This is a genomic window from Pseudomonas sichuanensis, assembly GCF_003231305.1.
Classification (GTDB): Bacteria; Pseudomonadota; Gammaproteobacteria; order Pseudomonadales; family Pseudomonadaceae; genus Aquipseudomonas; species Aquipseudomonas sichuanensis.
Genome location: NZ_QKVM01000142.1, coordinates 1 through 514 on the forward strand (window position 1 = coordinate 1; position 514 = coordinate 514).

Here is a 514-nt window from a genome sequence, read left to right on the forward strand (position 1 = left end):
GTACGCCGAAGAAGGCACAGGCCCCGCAGAGCCTGCGGTGCAAATCAGCCAAGGCGTACAACAGAACCTTGGGGTACGCCTGGCGACGGTGAGCCGTGGCCGGCTGCAGCGCAGCCTGCAGGTCAGCGGTGTGCTGGCCTTCGATGAGCGAGATTTCAGTGTGCTCCAGGCACGCACCGCAGGCTTCGTTGAGCGCACCTATGGCCGAGCCACGGGGGATGTGGTGGCCAAAGGCGCGCCTCTGGCAGATGTACTGGCTCCGGAATGGGCTGGGCTGCAGGAAGAGTTTCTCGCGCTGCGCCACTTGGGTGATGTGCAGTTGCTAGCTGCAGCACGCCAGCGCCTGCTGCTGGCCGGCATGCCGGGTGAACTGCTCGACCGGGTCGCACGCAGCGGCAAGGTGCAGAACCAGGTAACACTGGTCGCACCGAGCGCCGGGGTCATCCAGGCACTGGACCTGCGTCCAGGAATGACCGTGGCACCTGGCGCAACCCTGGCACGCATCAATGGCATA

General features: G+C 65.4%; 1 pseudogene. It reads left to right on the forward strand.

Annotated features, from left to right (window positions below):
- Positions 1 to 514, forward strand: a pseudogene (locus DM373_RS28455) (efflux RND transporter periplasmic adaptor subunit); the annotation flags it as partial.